The organism is Bariatricus sp. HCP28S3_F11 (assembly GCF_052065395.1).
Classification (GTDB): Bacteria; Bacillota; Clostridia; order Lachnospirales; family Lachnospiraceae; genus Allocoprococcus.
Map to the genome: position 1 here is coordinate 1 of NZ_JBQHUC010000093.1, position 1,783 is coordinate 1,783.

The following is a 1,783-nucleotide window of genomic DNA, read 5'->3' on the forward strand; positions in this document are numbered from 1 at the left end:
GTAACTATTCAGAACCACCCTTATTCAAAGATGAAATCAGGGTGGCCTGAGATCGCATTTTTGATTGCTTCGTAAGCATTGTATCCCTGCTTATGTGCCGTACCAACGTAGGACATGATTTTCAGATAATCTCTGGCACCTTCCTCAGTTCGGAAGCATCCGGATACTTTAGTCTTGACTTTTATCATCCGAAGATCACGTTCTGCCTGGTTATTATCAAACGGAACCATAAAGTTATGGATAAAAAGGCAGACTGAGGCCTTGTAATTCGCAAGACGTTCTACAAGGGCAAGGATTTTTCCTTTTTTCTTCCGACCACGTTTTTTCTTCGTGGTTTCGGGAAGTGGATTTTCCTTCCGGGCCTGTTCGATGAGTTCATCATACTTCTTATCGAACTTATGATAGTGATAATAGCTCAGAGAGTCCTTACCTTTCTCTATGGCTTTATCTTTGACCTTTTTCATTTCCACTAAAAGGTCTATAAATGCAGATGCCCATTTCTGCTCAGGATGATTTTCATCAATCCCTGTTAATTCACGGAGAAGATGGGCACAACAGACTGCATGCTGCACATCCGGATAATTCCAGTAGGAAGCCCAGCAGTCATGCATGGCGATCCCTTTGAATTCCGAGAGAACACCGCATTGCTCCATGCCTGCAGTTCCACGTTTGGGACTGATAGCAAGATATGTGTATTCACAGTTTGAGGCATCATGAACCCACCAGAGTTTTTTATCCACTCTGGTTCCGGTTTCATCGAAATGTCCAAGCGCGGAACCGATCATCTTATCCTTGATCTTAGCTACTGTTTCACTCAGACTGTCAGCACATCTTTTTACCATGCTGCTGATCGTTCCTGTTGCAATCGGAATGTTAAATACTCCGGAAAGAATCTCATGGGTGCGTTTGATGCTGACTGCACCTACGGTATTTAATGCAACTGCTAATGCCTGAAGGTTTTCGCCATACTGTACGGCTGCTTTTACGTCAGAAGGGAAAGCACCTCTGCGTGTATCTCCGTACAGCATACAGATTGGAAGTTCCAGTGCCTGATGCTCCGTTACATTGACTGTAACAACCGCATCAATAACATGGCGTTTCTCAGCGATACACGCAGTGCCCTTGCATATCTGATAATGCGGGCATCCTTCACATGCGGAAGGCATATGTTTGACTATTTCATCCGGAGCTGTTATTACCGATAAATGTGTCCCCTGATGTCCGTTTTGACCACCAACCTTTTTACCGGATGGTTTTCGCAGACTCTTAGGGGCAGGCTTTTTGAAACCATCACTTGAAGGTGGTTTGGAACTGTTTTTGGAGTTCTTATTAAGCTGTTCCTTCAGTTCTTGTATGGTCTGATTTAACTCAGCAATAGTTGCAGTGAGCATTTCATTCTGCTTGAGTAATGAAGCATTCTGTTCAAGCAATTGCTGAACCATTTCAAGTGTAACATTTACTGGCATTCAGACCACCTTCTTCCGTTAATTTGATACTTCTATTTTAACGGAAAATGACCCAAAAAGCGAATCGTGTCATTTTGATATACTGTCAAAATGACGGTGGATAAGTAGTAAAAATCAAAGGATAACGGCCAATAACGCTCGGATAAAATCCACAAATAGAACGTTATCTGACTGTAATCGAAGATTTATAGTTTAGTTATCCACAAGCAAAAAGCACTTGGCAGTTGCATTGAAAAGTTATCCACTTTTCGCAATAAAGCCATGGCAAAACAGAAATTTTATTTTCTCCGTTTTGCCCAAAAATCAATGTACTCTAA

1 protein-coding gene is annotated in these 1,783 nt (G+C 42.1%); it reads right to left on the reverse strand.

All coding sequences use genetic code 11. The annotated features are described in order from the left end of the window. Window positions 1-20 precede the first annotated feature (20 nt). Window positions 21-1,466, reverse strand: coding sequence for an IS66 family transposase (gene tnpC, locus ACTNBR_RS16335; RefSeq protein WP_417192422.1), 1,446 nt, complete (start codon window positions 1,464-1,466; stop codon window positions 21-23). Between the last annotated feature and the right edge of the window lie 317 nt (window positions 1,467-1,783).